This window comes from Pseudomonas simiae, assembly GCF_900111895.1.
GTDB lineage: Bacteria > Pseudomonadota > Gammaproteobacteria > Pseudomonadales > Pseudomonadaceae > Aquipseudomonas > Aquipseudomonas simiae.
Genome location: NZ_FOKB01000003.1, coordinates 750,888 through 765,705 on the forward strand (window position 1 = coordinate 750,888; position 14,818 = coordinate 765,705).

14 protein-coding genes are annotated in these 14,818 nt (G+C 58.7%); 2 read left to right on the plus strand and 12 right to left on the minus strand.

Annotated features, from left to right (window positions below):
* Window positions 1–56: 56 nt before the first annotated feature.
* The 12 genes from BMZ57_RS13540 to BMZ57_RS13600 form a co-directional block, all read right to left on the minus strand.
* Window positions 57–1,364 (minus strand): CitMHS family transporter, encoded by a 1,308-nt coding sequence (locus BMZ57_RS13540; RefSeq protein ID WP_010207864.1) that lies wholly within the window; start codon window positions 1,362–1,364, stop codon window positions 57–59.
* Window positions 1,365–1,740: 376 nt separating this feature from the next.
* Window positions 1,741–3,702, minus strand: coding sequence for a DUF7844 domain-containing protein (locus tag BMZ57_RS13550; RefSeq protein ID WP_021491391.1), 1,962 nt, complete (start codon window positions 3,700–3,702; stop codon window positions 1,741–1,743).
* Window positions 3,699–4,019 carry a DUF2388 domain-containing protein gene (locus BMZ57_RS13555; protein WP_021491390.1) on the minus strand — a complete coding sequence of 107 codons (321 nt, stop codon included), beginning with the start codon at window positions 4,017–4,019 and terminating at the stop codon, window positions 3,699–3,701. The genes BMZ57_RS13550 and BMZ57_RS13555 overlap by 4 nt, the downstream gene beginning before the upstream one ends.
* A gap of 26 nt (window positions 4,020–4,045) precedes the next feature.
* The gene (locus tag BMZ57_RS13560) at window positions 4,046–4,354 is read right to left on the minus strand and encodes a DUF2388 domain-containing protein (RefSeq protein WP_029529044.1); all 309 of its coding nucleotides are present in this window, start codon (window positions 4,352–4,354) and stop codon (window positions 4,046–4,048) included.
* Window positions 4,355–4,434: 80 nt separating this feature from the next.
* Window positions 4,435–4,755, minus strand: a complete 321-nt coding sequence (locus BMZ57_RS13565; protein WP_010207868.1) for a DUF2388 domain-containing protein — start codon at window positions 4,753–4,755, stop codon at window positions 4,435–4,437.
* 136 nt (window positions 4,756–4,891) lie between these two features.
* Window positions 4,892–5,077: a DUF1127 domain-containing protein gene (locus BMZ57_RS13570; RefSeq protein ID WP_010207870.1), complete on the minus strand. Its 186-nt coding sequence runs from the start codon at window positions 5,075–5,077 to the stop codon at window positions 4,892–4,894.
* Between the two features lie 263 nt (window positions 5,078–5,340).
* The gene (locus BMZ57_RS13575; RefSeq protein ID WP_010168694.1) at window positions 5,341–5,556 is read right to left on the minus strand and encodes a DUF1127 domain-containing protein; all 216 of its coding nucleotides are present in this window, start codon (window positions 5,554–5,556) and stop codon (window positions 5,341–5,343) included.
* Between the two features lie 317 nt (window positions 5,557–5,873).
* Window positions 5,874–7,367: a succinyl-CoA:acetate CoA-transferase ScpC gene (gene scpC / locus BMZ57_RS13580; RefSeq protein WP_010207871.1), complete on the minus strand. Its 1,494-nt coding sequence runs from the start codon at window positions 7,365–7,367 to the stop codon at window positions 5,874–5,876.
* 179 nt (window positions 7,368–7,546) lie between these two features.
* Window positions 7,547–8,983 carry an NAD(P)(+) transhydrogenase (Re/Si-specific) subunit beta gene (locus BMZ57_RS13585; protein ID WP_021491387.1) on the minus strand — a complete coding sequence of 479 codons (1,437 nt, stop codon included), beginning with the start codon at window positions 8,981–8,983 and terminating at the stop codon, window positions 7,547–7,549.
* Window positions 8,983–9,303, minus strand: a complete 321-nt coding sequence (locus BMZ57_RS13590; RefSeq protein WP_003187417.1) for an NAD(P) transhydrogenase subunit alpha part 2 — start codon at window positions 9,301–9,303, stop codon at window positions 8,983–8,985. The genes BMZ57_RS13585 and BMZ57_RS13590 overlap by 1 nt, the downstream gene beginning before the upstream one ends.
* Before the next feature lie 15 nt (window positions 9,304–9,318).
* A complete protein-coding gene (locus tag BMZ57_RS13595; RefSeq protein ID WP_010207879.1) occupies window positions 9,319–10,440 on the minus strand; it encodes a Re/Si-specific NAD(P)(+) transhydrogenase subunit alpha in 1,122 nt (373 codons plus the stop codon).
* 452 nt (window positions 10,441–10,892) lie between these two features.
* Window positions 10,893–11,792 (minus strand): LysR family transcriptional regulator, encoded by a 900-nt coding sequence (locus tag BMZ57_RS13600; RefSeq protein WP_047542358.1) that lies wholly within the window; start codon window positions 11,790–11,792, stop codon window positions 10,893–10,895.
* A gap of 157 nt (window positions 11,793–11,949) precedes the next feature.
* Between BMZ57_RS13600 and BMZ57_RS13605 the strand changes: the two genes are divergently transcribed.
* Together BMZ57_RS13605 and BMZ57_RS13610 are read left to right on the plus strand one after the other, a co-directional pair.
* Window positions 11,950–13,131 (plus strand): acyl-CoA dehydrogenase, encoded by a 1,182-nt coding sequence (locus BMZ57_RS13605; protein ID WP_010207882.1) that lies wholly within the window; start codon window positions 11,950–11,952, stop codon window positions 13,129–13,131.
* A gap of 12 nt (window positions 13,132–13,143) precedes the next feature.
* On the plus strand, window positions 13,144–14,364 hold the full coding sequence (locus BMZ57_RS13610) for a CaiB/BaiF CoA transferase family protein (RefSeq protein WP_044286423.1): 1,221 nt from the start codon (window positions 13,144–13,146) through the stop codon (window positions 14,362–14,364).
* Window positions 14,365–14,818: the final 454 nt, after the last annotated feature.

The following is a 14,818-nucleotide window of genomic DNA, read 5'->3' on the forward strand; positions in this document are numbered from 1 at the left end:
GAGCAAGTGTTAAACCGCGCAAGCTGCAGCGCCGCGCGGTGGGTGAATCGGTACGATTATAGAGTGCTGAACAGCGGAAAAATCCCCATCAGCAATGCGGCGAACATTATGCACAGGCACACGAGCACTGCCCACTTCAGGGTGAAGCGCTGGTGATCGCCAAATTCGATACCGGCCAGGGCCACCAGCAGGTAAGTCGAAGGGACCAGAGGGCTGAGCAAGTGTACCGGCTGGCCAACGATGGAGGCGCGAGCCATTTCCACGGCAGTGATGCCGTAGTGGCTGGCAGCTTCGGCCAGTACGGGCAGCACGCCGTAGTAGAACGCGTCGTTGGACATGAAGAAGGTGAACGGCATGCTCACCAGCGCGGTGATCACGGCCAGGTACGGGCCCATGGCTTCCGGGATGACCGCCAGCAGGCTCTTGGACATGGCATCGACCATGCCGGTACCGGACAGGATGCCGGTGAAGATACCTGCGGCGAAGATCAGCCCGACTACCGCCAGTACGCTGCCGGCGTGGGCGGCGACGCGGTCTTTCTGCTGTTGCAGGCACGGGTAGTTGACGATCATCGCGATGCTGAACGCCACCATGAACAGCACCGGCAGCGGCAACAGGCCGGCGATCAGTGTGCACATCAGTGCCAGGGTGAGCGCGCCGTTGAACCAGATCAGCTTCGGACGGCGGGCATCCGGGAATTGCGACACGCTGATTTCACTGTGGTCGATCTCGTCACCTTGCAGGTGCAGTTCACCCAAGCGCGCACGCTCACGCTTGCCGTACCAGTAGGCGATCACCAGGATCGCGACCACGCCGGCGGCCATGGCCGGGATCATCGGAACGAAAATATCCGATGGGTCCACATGCAGCGCACTGGCGGCTCGGGCAGTCGGGCCGCCCCAAGGGGTCATGTTCATCACGCCACCGGCGAGAATGATCAAGCCGGCCATGATCCGCGGGCTCATGCCGATGCGCTGGTACAGCGGCAACATGGCGGCCACGCAGATCATGTAGGTGGTCGCGCCGTCACCGTCGAGGGACACGACCAGGGCCAGCACAGCGGTGCCGACGGAGACTTTGAGCGGGTCACCTTTGACCATCTTGAGGATCTTGCGCACGGCCGGGTCGAACAGGCCAGAGTCGATCATCAGGGCAAAGTAGAGGATGGCAAACATCAGCATCACGCCGGTCGGCGCGAGCTTGGTGATGCCTTCGAGCATCATCGGGCCGATCTTCGGTGCGAAACCACCGAACAGCGCGAACAGGATCGGCACGATGATCAAGGCGATCAGCGCGGACAGGCGCTTGGTCATGATCAGGAACATGAACGTGATGACCATGGCAAAGCCAAGGAAAGTCAGCATAGGAATACTCCAGGCGTAGCGCGGCTAGGGAAAGGCGGACCGGGTGGAGGTCAGCGCAGAACGAAAGGCACGAGGCGTACGGGTGGAGTTGGGGCAAACAGGCGGGTACGGGCGGACATCGGGAATCACCATTGTTGTTGTTAACAGCCGGTCTGTTGCCGGCAGTGGGGGCGATCCTAGACGGGTAAGCTTTCAGCCAGCTTTCGCTGGAAAAACAGGTGATGAAGGCCAGACATACGGTCTTCAGGTTTACACAGTTCAACTGTGGGAGCTGGCTTGCCTGCGATGCAGACACCTCGGTCGTTCAGTTGAACAGAGGTGATGCGATCGCAGGCAAGCCAGTTCCCACATTCGAATGGTGTTTGGCGTGAGACTCTTACGGGAGCTCCAGGCCGCCCGCCGCTTTATGCAATGCCCGCAAGTGCTCGCCCACCTGCTTGAGGTTGGCTTCGCAAGCGGCAATCTCGGCGGAACGGGAGGGATCCAGCAACGCCCTCACCTCTTTATCGAGTTCGCCCGTAAGGGATTGCAGCTGCTTCTGACGCTCGGCGCTTTCCGATTCCAGGCGCTCGGCCTCCGACGGTTGCGGCAGGCCATAGCCGCCACTGCCCAGCAGTTCTGCCGGGCGGCTGAGGAAGCCACTGTTGGCGAGGATTTGTTGCAGCGTGGCGTTGGCCTTCTCCATGCCGCCGTTTTTCAGCTCACGGGCGCCGAGGTAGCGTTGTTTGACTTCGTCCTGGGCCAGCATCAACTGTTTGCGAAAGCTCGCCTGCTCAAGCAGCAACAATGCGGCGCTGGTGCGCAGATCAGCCTGGCCGAACCACTGGCGACGCTCCTCGGCACTGAGGGACAGCCAGTCTTCGACTTGGGTCTGTTTGATCGGCAAGTGTTTGCGCAGCACATCGAACATCGCCTGATAACGCTCGCGGAAGGAATCGAAGTGATAGCCCAGGCGCAATGCCCTGCGTTTGTCGTCCAGCACGCTGGTGTCGGCCAGGCCACGGGCACTCAATACCTCAAGCAAGCCGTTGGGGGTGATGTTGTCCAGGCCGGTCAGTTGCGGGTTGGCGCTGCCGCTGCGCAACAGTTTCAGGCTCTCTACTGCACAGTTGTTGGAAATAAAGAAGTAGTTGCCGTCGTAGCTCCAGTGCATCTCGGCGGCATGTTCGACGGTGTCGTTGATTTCCTGGCGGGTCAGTTTCAGCGGCACGGAGGCCAGGCCGCGCAACTCGGTCTTGGTGTACTCGTCGATCACTTGCGCCAGCGGTAGCACAAACAGGCGAGACGGGTATTTGCCGACCAGTCCGTCCCAGCTCGACAGCTGTACGTCGCCGACGAACGCGCGGTAGGACAACACCAGATGCTGGTCCAGATCCAGCCGACAATCCGGCCCACGCGGACGACCTGGCGCGCAGATCACCAGGCGCAACATGCTGTGGCCCCAGCGGCTCACCAGGTTCTGGTTGGCTTCGGCCAGCAGGTAGTCGATTTCGTAGACGCGCTCCGGGTCCACGTGGCCCAGTGGCGTCTTGGCGAAGTCGTTGCCGGCGTTCAGGAATGCGTAGGTGTTGGCGCAGGCGCTTTGATTCGGCGGCGCCCAGCCAAAGTGTTCTTTGTAGTAACGGAACAGCGAGGGACGGCGGCAGGCGTAGCTCGGGTCAAGCAGGAAATACTCCATATTGACCGCCACGAACTCCAACGGGCTGGTGGTTTCGTAGATGTCCGGGCTGCGGGCAACCTGATGGTTGTTTTGTTCACGCTCACCGCGGCGGCCGACGTATTGCGGCCAGCCGGCAAGGTCCAGCAGGCGTGGGTCATCGCTGAGGGTAAAGCGTCGGTCATTCTGGCCGCGGCATTGATCAGGCAGGCCGATCAAGCCAGTGATGCTGTTCTGGCGGCTGCAGCGGTTGATCAGTGCGCGGTCTGCTTTGGACCACAAGCGTGCACGGTCATAAATGTGGGTCAATTCATGCAGCACGGTAGCGAGCATTTCCCGGCGCACAGTACCGTGGGGGCGATTGGTTTTCTGGGTGGCGGCGCTGCCGTCGGTCAGGCTGGCGAGCAGGTTGCGGTTGAGGTCCAGCTCGGACACCAGGGAGGCTTGCCCATAGGCGTTCTCGGGCATCTTGTCGGTCCAGCCGACATCGATGCGTCGATCCAACTGCTCGATGAAGCGCGGCGGCAAAGCGCGCAGCGCTTCGTCGAGCAACGCCTGGCTGGCCTGTTGTTCAGCCGGGCTCAAGCCATCGGTCTTGAGCCGCAGTTGCAGGTCGGCCTGGGCTGCACTGGCACACAGCAGCACAACCCCGGCCAGGAGCCAGGCGGCAATTCGCCTCACAGTGCGAGGATAGCTTCGGCGAGGGTCTGGTCACTGGCGTCGCGGGCTTCCGGCAAACGGGTGCGCAGGGTGTCGAAGGCGGCTTCCAGCTGCGCGCCACGGATCTCGCCGTTGGTAGCCACGAAGCTGGCAGCGTCGTCGTGGGCATCGCGCACGACTTTGGAGTCGCGGATGGAGGTGGTGGTGTCCGAGGTGAAATCAATCGTGCGGCCAGAGGCGCGAACAATGATGTTACTGGTGGCCACCAGGGTCTGTGCCTGGGCAACGTCGGCCAACAACAGCAGGCCAAGGGTGGCGGCAATCAGCGGGCTACGCATGAGATGACTCCGGAATACAAAGATGATTATTGGACGAGAATTGCTTGCGCCAGTTCAAGGTCACTGGCGTTAAGTTTTGGTTGGCTGCGGCGCAGATAATCCAGCGCCGACTCCAGCCGTGCCCCTCGCCGTTGGCCGTCAGTGGCGATAAACGCGGCAGCGTCATCCTGAGCAGCCATTATCACTTTTCTGTCGAAGGGAGCGGAAGTCACCTTGCTGGTGGCATACGCGCTGACGACGGTGCTTTGGGTGCTCAGGTCGAAGGCGAACGCCACTGGCGACCAAGCCGTGCAAAGCAATACGGGAACTCGTAAAAGGCGGTATGAAAAAGCCATGGGACTCGACAACTGAAAACGAGCGCCAAGGCTAGCTTAATGCCCGGGCTAGAGCCAGCGCCCAGGCATCAACCCTGCATTCAGATAGTCAGGATCGCCTGCGCCAGCTGTGCGTCTGTCGCGCTGTTCAGTTGTGGTGCTTGTTGGCGGATCTGTGCCAGTGCGCTTTCCAGTTTCACGCCACGGATGGCGCCTTCGCTGGCAACAAAGCTGGCAGCGTCGTCGCGGGCGGCACGCACGACTTTGTTGTCCCGCAGGGACGACGTGGCATCGGAACTGGCGTCGGAGGTGGCCTTCAACGCGCCGACGATGGAGTCGGTGGTCACGATGAAGCTGGTCGCGTTGGCGTTGGCAGCCATGGCCAACAGGGCAGCGGCACTCAGCAGGCGAAGACGGGACATGGGATGACTCCTGTAGATGAACGAATAAGGCGGCGCAGGGCAGCCATTGGGGATCAGACGCCTGTACTACGTGGTTCGCCACGTGGTGACTGGATATTAAGCCGCCGCTTATCCGTTCGGGAAGCGTCTTGACTGCCTAGTCACGCCAGAACGGTTTGGACAGCTCTGCCATCCGGTCGCCGTGGCTGATGCCCAAATCGGACAGTTCCCGGCTATCAAGCTGCGACAGTTGGCGGCGTTCATAGGCCAGGCGCAGCCACTTGGCGAGCGTGGAGGCCGTATGGCGTAACAACCGTTTATAACGGAGGGGTGGCGTATCCATGGCGTGCACCTTTCATGAGGTCTTGGAACACCATGTTGAGCGAGGGGACGTGACCGATACAGATACACTCGGGTTAAATTGTACTGCTTAACTGTTGTATTTTTTAAACTGTACTTGTCGCCGATTGAAGCCACTGTTTTCCCGTTGAAAACCTTCACCTCGGAAACAACAAAGCCCGCCTCCAGTATCCCGGGGCGGGCTTTGCTTTGACAAATCTGGGTGCTGGCGGTGGACCCGTTAGGTCAGGGCCAGCGGGCGCTAAATCAGCGCCAGAACGGCTTGCTCAGCTCTTCGTAGCGTTGAGCTTCGCTGATGCCTGCGTCAGCCAGCAGACGCGAATCCAGGCGAGCCAGTTGGTGGCGGCTGGAGATGCGGCGCTGCCACAACATCAGGTTGGCGATAACGCGCAGAGGCAGGGAAGCCTGGGTGTTTACAGCTTTTTCTTCAAAGAACAGATCGGAACTGAGTGTACGTTCCATGATGACATCCTTCCGCTTGTGGCGGGATTAGGTAGTGGTTTAACTGATGCCAATGATCCTCTTCCGGCGCAAGACTCTCTAGATACAGTTCACCTGTATTGTGAGGGGCCAGTTAACTGTTTATAGGCGCTGTACTGTACGGAAATGGGGCAACTGTACCTGTCCGCACTGAAATAGTGCGAAATTGGCTTTTTAGAGGAGGTATGTGGGAGATTTCGGTAGGAAATGACCGGTACAGCAGTACAGTTTTTCAAGAAGTGGCAGGGAAAGCGTCGAGCTGATGAAACTGTGTTTGCATCAGCACGACTCTGTATCAATCACGCCTTGAGCATGTGCCCGGTTTCTTCCAGGTTGATGTGCCAGCTCAGTGCTTCGCGCAGGATATGCGGCGTGTGCCCGCCGATGGCGCAGGCAGCGTTAAAGTAACTGTTCAAGGCATCCCGGTAGGCGGGGTGAACACAGTTATCGATGATCACCCGGGCGCGCTCCCGTGGCGCCAAGCCACGCAGATCGGCAAGCCCAACCTCGGTGACCAGGATATCGACGTCATGCTCGGTGTGGTCCACATGGCTGACCATCGGTACCACGCTGGAAATCGCCCCGCCCTTGGCAATGGATTTGGTAACAAAGATCGCCAGGTGTGCGTTGCGCGCAAAATCCCCGGATCCGCCAATGCCGTTCATCATCCGCGTACCGCAGACGTGGGTGGAGTTGACGTTGCCATAGATGTCGAACTCCAGCGCGGTGTTGATGCCGATGATACCTAGGCGACGCACCACTTCAGGGTGGTTGGAGATCTCTTGCGGGCGCAGAACCAGTTTGTCCTTGTACTTCTCCAGGTTACCGAACACGTCGGCATTGCGGCGTTCCGACAAGGTGATCGAGCTGCCCGAAGCGAAACTCAGTTTGCCCGCGTCGATCAGGTCGAAGGTCGAATCCTGCAACACTTCCGAATACATGGTCAGGTCTTCGAACGGCGATTCGATCAAGCCGCACATCACGGCGTTGGCGATATTGCCGATGCCGGCCTGCAACGGACCGAGTTTGTTGGTCATGCGGCCTGCATTGACTTCCTGCTTGAGGAAGTTGATCAGGTGATTGGCAATGCCTTGCGTATCGCTGTCAGGCGGCGTCACGGTGGAGGCGGAGTCGGCCTGGTTGGTGATGACGATAGCGACGATCTTTTCCGGCGGGATCGGGATTGCGGTACTGCCAATCCGGTCATCGACCTTCACCAACGGGATCGGCGTACGGGTTGGCCGGTACGTCGGGATATAAATGTCGTGCAACCCTTCCAGGTTCGGGTTGTGGGCCAGGTTGATCTCGACAATCACCTGCTTGGCGAAAATCGCAAAGCTGGCCGAGTTGCCTACAGACGTTGTCGGTACGATGTGGCCTTGCTCAGTGATCGCGACTGCTTCAATCACGGCGATATCCGGGAGCTTGAGTTGGTTGTTGCGCAGTTGCTCGACGGTTTCCGACAGGTGCTGGTCGATAAACATCACTTCGCCGGCGTTGATTGCCTTGCGTAAGGTGCTGTCGACCTGGAACGGCATGCGCCGGGACAGTACGCCCGCTTCGGTCAGTTGCTTGTCTAGGTCATTGCCCAGGCTGGCGCCGGTCATCAGGGTGATTTTCAGCGGAGAGGTCTTGGCCCGTTCGGCCAGGGCGTGCGGGACGGCCTTGGCTTCACCGGCACGGGTGAAGCCGCTCATGCCGACGGTCATGCCGTCCTCGATCAGTGCGGCGGCGTCTGCCGCGCTCATGACCTTGTTCAACAACGAAGGCAAGCGGATACGATCACGGTACATGGATTGTTATCTCAGGCTACGGAAGCAAGGTGCGCAGTTTAGTGATTTCAGAAAAATTCGGCCCGCTACCATGGTCGAATGCCAGGCAGCGATTTAGAGCCTTTGGTCGGGTTTCATGCGGTGATAAAAAACCCCAGCCTATCGCAGGCCGGGGTTTCGAGTATTGCGCTGAAGCAGTGTTACTCGACGGCTTTGACCATGTCTTCGATAACCTTCTTGGCATCACCGAAGACCATCATGGTCTTGTCCAGGTAGAACAATTCGTTATCCAGACCGGCGTAGCCGCTGGCCATCGAGCGCTTGTTGACGATGATCGTCTTGGCCTTGAAGGCTTCGAGAATCGGCATGCCGGCTATCGGTGAGTTCGGGTCGTTCTTGGCGGCCGGGTTGACCACGTCGTTCGCGCCCAGCACCAGCACCACGTCGGCTTGGCCGAACTCGGAGTTGATGTCTTCCATCTCGAACACTTGGTCGTAAGGCACTTCGGCCTCGGCGAGCAGGACGTTCATGTGGCCAGGCATACGGCCCGCGACCGGATGGATGGCGTATTTCACCGTGACGCCGTGGTGAGTCAGCTTCTCGGTCAGTTCCTTGAGCGCGTGTTGCGCCCGCGCCACCGCCAGGCCGTAGCCGGGGACGATGATCACGGTATCGGCGTTCGTCAGCAGGAAGGTAGCGTCGTCAGCCGAGCCGGATTTGACCGGGCGTGCTTCTTTGGAGCCTGCCGCTGCACCGGCATCCGGCGCATTGCCGAAACCGCCCAGCAGTACATTAAAGAAGGAGCGGTTCATCGCCTTGCACATGATGTACGACAGGATCGCGCCGCTGGAGCCTACCAGTGAGCCGGCAATGATCAGCATCGAGTTGTTCAGCGAGAAGCCGATGCCCGCCGCCGCCCAGCCGGAGTAGCTGTTGAGCATCGAGACGACCACGGGCATGTCCGCACCGCCGATCGGGATGATGATCAGCACGCCGAGCACGAAGGCCAGGGCCAGCATCAGCGCGAAGGCGGTGAGGTTGCCGGTGAACATGAACGCAAGGCCCAGGCCCAGTGTTGCTAGACCAAGCACTAGGTTCAGCTTGTGCTGGCCGCCGAACTGTACCGGCGCGCCCTGGAACAGGCGGAACTTGTACTTGCCCGACAGTTTACCGAACGCAATCACCGAACCGGAGAAGGTGATGGCGCCGATGGCTGCGCCGAGGAACAGTTCCAGGCGGTTGCCGGCAGGGATCGAGTCACCCAGGTGTTTGACGATGCCCAGGGATTGCGGCTCGACCACGGCGGCGATCGCAATGAACACCGCCGCCAGGCCGATCATGCTGTGCATGAACGCTACCAACTCCGGCATCTTGGTCATTTCTACGCGTTTGGCCATGATGGAGCCAGCGGTACCGCCGACCAGCAGGCCGACAATCACATAGCCAATGCCAGCCGTTGCCAGCTCGGCCCCCAACTTATAGATGAGGCCGACGGTGGTAAGGACGGCCAGCGCCATGCCGAGCATGCCGAACAGGTTGCCGCGCCGCGAAGTGGTTGGGTGCGACAGGCCCTTGAGCGCCTGGATGAAGCAGATTGACGCGATCAAGTAGAGCGTCGTGACGAGATTCATGCTCATTACTTAGGCGCCTCTTCTTTTACTTTCGGGGCTTTCTTCTTGAACATCTCAAGCATCCTGCGGGTTACCAGGAAACCACCGAACACGTTGACCGCTGCAAGTGCCACGGCCAGGGTGCCCATGGTCTTGCCCAGTGGCGTGACGGTGAGGGCTGCGGCCAGCATGGCGCCGACGATCACGATCGCGGAAATCGCGTTGGTTACCGCCATCAAGGGCGTGTGCAGCGCGGGGGTAACGTTCCAGACCACGTGGTAGCCGACATAAATGGCCAGCACAAAGATGATCAGATTGTAGATACCGGGGGAGATAAGCTCTTCCATCGTCTGAATCCCTGCTTAGGCGTTTTTGCGGATGACTTGGCCGTCGCGGCACATCAGGCACGCGGCGACGATGTCGTCTTCAAGGTTGATTTCGAACTGCCCTTCCTTGGTGAAGACCAGCTTCAGGAAGTCCAGCAGGTTGCGCGCGTACAGGGCCGAGGCGTCGGCGGCGACAGCGCCGGCCAGGTTGGTCGGGCCGCAGATGATCACGCCGTTCTCGACGACCACCTGGTCGGCAACTGTCAGCGGGCAGTTGCCACCTTGGGCGGCGGCAAGGTCGATCACCACTGAGCCGGGCTTCATCTGTGCGACGGTTTCAGCACTGAGCAAGGTCGGTGCCTTGCGGCCTGGGATCAGAGCGGTGGTGATGACAATGTCTGCTTGCTTTGCGCGTTCGTGCACGGCCAGGGCCTGGCGCTGCATCCAGCTGGTCGGCATGGGACGGGCATAACCACCGACGCCGACGGCGCACTCGCGTTCTTCATCGGTCTCGTAAGGCACGTCGACAAACTTGGCGCCGAGGGATTCGATCTGCTCTTTAACGGCCGGGCGCACGTCAGACGCTTCGATGACCGCACCCAGGCGTTTCGCCGTGGCGATGGCCTGCAGGCCTGCCACGCCGGCGCCGAGAATGAGTACGCGTGCAGCCTTCACAGTGCCTGCGGCTGTCATCAGCATCGGCATAAAGCGCGGATAGTGATGAGCCGCCAGCAACACGGCTTTATAGCCGGCGATGTTGGCCTGGGAGGACAGCACGTCGAGGCTTTGGGCCCGCGAGGTGCGTGGTGCTGCTTCAAGTGCGAAGGCCGTGATGCCACGCTCTGCGAGCTTGGCAATGGTTTCGTTGCTGAACGGATTGAGCATGCCCACCAACACGGTGCCGCTTTTGATCAGCGCCAGTTCGCTGTCGCTAGGGGCAACCACCTTGAGGATCAGCTCGGCGCCGAACGCATCGTTGGCACTGCCAATGGTTGCGCCTGCCGTTTCATAGGCACTGTCGACGACACTGGCTTTAATGCCGGCTCCGCTTTGTACAGTGACCTTATGGCCCTGGCCGATCAGCTTCTTGATGGTTTCCGGGGTGGCAGCCACCCGCGTTTCACCGGTCTGGGTTTCGAGAGGAACACCAATGTGCACGTCAAATCTCCTGCATGATCTTTTTGCTTTTGATCTTTTTGTAAAAAGGCCAGTGCACCGCGAGTGGCGCAACTGGGGCGGCCGATCAGCACGATCCCGCTGAAATGACAGCGGGGCGCGGCATTTTGCAGGCGAACTTTACGGCCTTCAAGGGATTATGACGGGTGACGAAAAATTAACTACAAGTCACCCTGTGACTGATTGTCGCAATGCCCCGAAATAACCTCTTCAAATACAGGGGTTTAAAGAGCTGCAGGCGTTTTTTTAACCTTTTGACATCGTTGGTGTGAATAGTCGGTTATTGGCTTGTATTAGTCGCTGCAAGCCATATGGATCATGGCTTCTAGCCTTATTTTTGCTCGACAGATACAGTCTGTTTAAATGCGACATATTTGTATATCTGTAGGGCTGTAGATTTGCTGACTACAGAGTCAATAAGTCAGTGCGGGCCTTTAAATGCTATGGTTGTAGCGCTGTGACTGGTCGATTAGCCAATCCCTGAATGCATGCAATGAGGCTGATTCGACCTTTCTGTCAGGAATCATCAAGTAATAAGCCTTTGAGCTGCTCAACGCCTCGGGGCTTGCAATCACCAGTTGACCTTCCTCCAGTTCGCGTTGGATGAGGAACGGCGGGATCAGCGCGATTCCCATGTCATGCATGGCGGCCTGAGACAACATCGAGAATAGCTCGTAACGCGGGCCTGTCATGTCGCGGGGTATGTTCAATTGCTGTGCGTTGAACCATTGGCGCCAGGCGTAGGGTCTCGTCGTCTGCTGCAAGAGGGGCAGCTCTGCGATTTCCTGGGGGCTGAATTGTGTGGTGTTAGCCAGCAGTCTTGGGCTGCACACGGGGACAGGGTTTTCTCCCATCAGGCGGTGCGATTCCGTACCCGACCAGTCGGCATCGCCGAAGTAGATAGCGGCGTCGAATTCGGTGTCGGCAAACAGGAAGGGCCGTGTTCGGTTCGTCAGGTTTACTGTGACTTCAGGGTGCTGGCGCTGGAAATCCTTGAGACGAGGGATCAGCCATTGAGTGCCAAATGTCGGTACCACAGCCAGTTCGATGGTGTTGGCGCCTTGCTGACCCATGACGGAAAGCGTGTCGCGTTCCACTGCGTCCAGTTGCGTGGCAACGCGGCGGCTGTACGAAAGCCCGGCTTCCGTCAGTTTTACCCCGCGCCGTGAGCGCCGAAACAGCTCGACACTCAAAAACTCCTCAAGGCTGGCGATCTGTCGACAGATGGCGCCTTGAGTGATCGAAAGCTCGTGTGCGGCCTTGGTAAAGCTCTCGTGGCGGGCCGCCGCTTCAAAACTGACCAGCGCGGTGGTACTGGGAATTTTTCTGCGCATATACCGTGTCCTCACATGTAAAGCGCATATGCGCGCTTCTCGGCTATTTCGAAGTGAGAAATTAGCACAACCCTATGCGGAAACCTCGTTTGCCCTACACGTCGGTCGGGCCTAGGCTGGTTGCACGACTTCCGTTTCTTTCCGCGAGGACTTATTCATGGCTGGCAAGGCAAGCTTCAACTGGATTGATCCGCTACTGCTGGATCAACAGCTCACCGAAGAAGAGCGCATGGTGCGCGACAGTGCTGAGCAGTTCGCCCAGGACAAGCTGGCCCCGCGTGTGCTTGAAGCCTTCCGCCATGAAAAGACCGACCCCGCTATTTTTCGCGAGATGGGCGAGACCGGTTTGCTCGGTGCGATGATTCCTGAGCAGTACGGCGGCAGCGGCTTGAATTACGTCAGTTACGGGTTGATTGCCCGCGAAGTGGAGCGTGTCGACTCCGGCTATCGCTCGATGATGAGTGTTCAATCGTCCCTGGTCATGGTGCCAATCAACGAATTCGGTACTGAAGCACAGAAACAGAAGTACCTGCCGAAGCTGGCTTCTGGCGAATGGATCGGCTGCTTTGGTCTGACAGAGCCTAACCATGGTTCCGACCCAGGCGCGATGATTACCCGTGCCCGCAAAGTGGAGGGTGGTTACAGCCTCACGGGCGCAAAGATGTGGATCACCAATAGCCCGATCGCGGATGTGTTTGTGGTGTGGGGCAAGGACGATGCCGGCGATATCCGTGGCTTTGTCCTGGAGAAAGGCTGGAAGGGGTTGAGCGCACCGGCGATTCACGGCAAGGTCGGGCTGCGTGCTTCCATCACCGGTGAAATCGTGATGGATAACGTGTTTGTCCCGGAAGAGAACATCTTCCCGGACGTGCGTGGTTTGAAGGGGCCTTTCACCTGCCTTAATTCTGCACGCTACGGCATCTCCTGGGGCGCATTGGGTGCCGCCGAATTCTGCTGGCATACCGCTCGCCAATACACCCTTGATCGTCAGCAATTCGGACGTCCCCTGGCGGCGACCCAGTTGATCCAGAAAAAGCTGGCTGATATGCAGACCGAGATCACCCTGGCCCTGCAGGGCTGCCTGCGCCTGGGGCGTATGAAGGATGAAGGCACGGCGGCGGTTGAGATCACTTCGATCATGAAACGCAACTCCTGCGGTAAATCCCTGGATATCGCGCGTATGGCGCGCGACATGCTCGGCGGCAATGGCATTTCCGATGAGTTCGGGGTGGCGCGTCACCTGGTCAACCTCGAGGTGGTCAACACCTATGAAGGTACTCATGACGTGCATGCCTTGATTCTGGGGCGTGCGCAAACCGGTCTTCAGGCGTTCTATTAATAGGAGCACGGCATGGGCGCGCTTTCGCATCTGCGGGTACTGGACTTATCGCGAGTACTGGCGGGCCCCTGGTCCGGGCAGATCCTTGCGGACCTTGGTGCTGAAGTGATCAAGGTTGAGCGGCCGGGCAGCGGCGACGATACGCGCGCCTGGGGGCCACCCTTCCTTAAGGATGCTTATGGCGAGAACACCAGTGAGGCTGCGTACTATCTGTCTGCCAATCGCAATAAGCAGTCGGTGACCATCGACTTTACGCGGCCGGAGGGGCAGGCGCTGGTGCGTGAGCTCGCGGCCAAGTCGGACATCCTCATTGAAAACTTCAAGGTGGGCGGGCTTGCTGCGTATGGGTTGGATTATGAGTCGCTCAAAGAGATCAACCCCGAGTTAATTTACTGCTCGATCACGGGTTTTGGTCAGACCGGGCCCTATGCGACGCGAGCGGGCTATGACTTCATGATTCAGGGGTTGGGCGGGCTCATGAGCCTGACCGGCCGTCCCGAAGGTGATGATGGGGCTGGGCCGGTTAAGGTGGGTGTGGCGCTGACTGACATTCTTACGGGGCTGTACTCGACGGTGGCGATTCTGGCGGCACTGGCTCATCGGGATCACGATGGTGGTGGGCAACACATCGATATGGCGCTACTGGATGTGCAGGTGGCATGCCTGGCAAACCAGGCGATGAATTATCTGACGACAGGGGCATCGCCAAAGCGGCTGGGCAATGCACATCCGAATATCGTGCCTTATCAGGACTTTCCCACCGCCGATGGTGATTTCATCCTGACGGTAGGCAATGACGGGCAATTTCGTAAGTTTGCCGAAGTGGCTGGTCAGCCACAGTGGGCGGATGATCCGCGCTTCTCTACTAACAAGGTGCGGGTGGCAAATCGGGCGGAGCTGATTCCGCTGATTCGTCAGGCAACGGTGTTCAAGACGACGGCCGAGTGGGTGTCGCAGTTGGAGCGTGTGGGTGTGCCGTGCGGGCCGATTAATGATTTGGCTCAGGTATTTGCCGACCCCCAGGTCAAGGCGCGTGGGTTGGCGATGGCATTGCCTCACGCATTGGCGGGGATGGTGCCTCAGGTCGCCAGTCCGATACGCTTGTCCAAGACGCCCGTGGAGTACCGCAATGCGCCTCCTCTGCTGGGAGAGCATACGGCTCAGGTGCTTCAAGATGTATTGGGGTTGGCGGGCGTGAATGTGGCTGCTCTGAAGGCGGCAGGTGTTATCTGAATCCCTTCCTCTATATAGAAGATGCTGGTGGCCCTGTATTGGTGGTTTTTTAATCAATTCTAAGTAATTGATAGAAAAGCAAAATCAAGGGTTGACGGCAGATTCCAGACGTCTATAATTCGCCCCACTTCCGGCGCAGTCGAAACGGAAAACTCCTTGGTAAACAATGGGTTATGTAGGTTTCGGCAGCAGGTTGCTTCAGTTCATCGAAGCCAAAAGGAAGTTGAAAAAGAGGTGTTGACAGCAGCGTGTAACGCTGTAGAATTCGCCTCCCGCTAACGAGAGATCGAAGGCGCAAGTGGTTGAAGTTGTTGAAGAATTCTTCGAAAGCTTCTGAAAATAATCACTTGACAGCAAATGAGGCTGCTGTAGAATGCGCGCCTCGGTTGAGACGAAAGATCTTAACCAACCGCTCTTTAACAACTGAATCAAGCAATTCGTGTGGGTGCTTGTG

Coding starts and splice junctions, on each gene's coding strand:
- BMZ57_RS13540 (WP_010207864.1), bottom strand. CDS start 1,364: ATGCTGACTTTCCTTGGCTTTGCCATGGTCATCACGTTCATGTTCCTG.
- BMZ57_RS13555 (WP_021491390.1), bottom strand. CDS start 4,019: ATGCGTAGCCCGCTGATTGCCGCCACCCTTGGCCTGCTGTTGTTGGCC.
- BMZ57_RS13560 (WP_029529044.1), bottom strand. CDS start 4,354: ATGGCTTTTTCATACCGCCTTTTACGAGTTCCCGTATTGCTTTGCACG.
- BMZ57_RS13565 (WP_010207868.1), bottom strand. CDS start 4,755: ATGTCCCGTCTTCGCCTGCTGAGTGCCGCTGCCCTGTTGGCCATGGCT.
- BMZ57_RS13570 (WP_010207870.1), bottom strand. CDS start 5,077: ATGGATACGCCACCCCTCCGTTATAAACGGTTGTTACGCCATACGGCC.
- BMZ57_RS13575 (WP_010168694.1), bottom strand. CDS start 5,556: ATGGAACGTACACTCAGTTCCGATCTGTTCTTTGAAGAAAAAGCTGTA.
- scpC (WP_010207871.1), bottom strand. CDS start 7,367: ATGTACCGTGATCGTATCCGCTTGCCTTCGTTGTTGAACAAGGTCATG.
- BMZ57_RS13585 (WP_021491387.1), bottom strand. CDS start 8,983: ATGAGCATGAATCTCGTCACGACGCTCTACTTGATCGCGTCAATCTGC.
- BMZ57_RS13590 (WP_003187417.1), bottom strand. CDS start 9,303: ATGGAAGAGCTTATCTCCCCCGGTATCTACAATCTGATCATCTTTGTG.
- BMZ57_RS13600 (WP_047542358.1), bottom strand. CDS start 11,792: ATGCGCAGAAAAATTCCCAGTACCACCGCGCTGGTCAGTTTTGAAGCG.
- BMZ57_RS13605 (WP_010207882.1), top strand. CDS start 11,950: ATGGCTGGCAAGGCAAGCTTCAACTGGATTGATCCGCTACTGCTGGAT.
- BMZ57_RS13610 (WP_044286423.1), top strand. CDS start 13,144: ATGGGCGCGCTTTCGCATCTGCGGGTACTGGACTTATCGCGAGTACTG.